This window comes from Lyngbya sp. CCY1209 (assembly GCF_035615495.1).
In the GTDB taxonomy this organism is placed as follows: Bacteria; Cyanobacteriota; Cyanobacteriia; order Cyanobacteriales; family Microcoleaceae; genus Limnospira.
The window spans coordinates 1-357 of record NZ_JAJENU010000652.1; the positions used below are offsets into that span (position 1 = coordinate 1).

General features: G+C 41.7%; 1 protein-coding gene. It reads left to right on the forward strand.

The window, feature by feature from the left end; translation table 11 throughout:
• Positions 1–300 (forward strand): hypothetical protein (locus LKE08_RS26720; protein WP_324707339.1); only part of this gene is annotated, 300 nt, incomplete at its 5' end.
• Positions 301–357 lie beyond the last annotated feature (57 nt).

The window sequence follows — 357 nt, forward strand, 5'->3', positions numbered from 1 at the left end:
GTTGCCAAAATAAAAAAATCGCGAATATTCCCATTATGTACGAAGTATATCACGAAGTCAAGGGCAAGGCAAGGGGTCGGGAAAAAAAACGCCGGTTTGGCAACAAAATTTAACATTTTTTTTTCGACCTGCGATCGCTTCTTTTTTGATGGGATTCGGTATGAACTCGATAATGCTCTGGGTGATTTTCACCACTCCAGACACTCCAGGACAGGGAGGGTTGATTTAAAAAAAATTGGGCTCGAAAAAAAAATTCGCCGAAGGGTTGACAGGGTGGCGGCCATTCCGATAAGATATTGACATCATGCTCCATAATGGGAGTGGTTGCCAAAATAAAAAAATCGCGAATATTCCCAT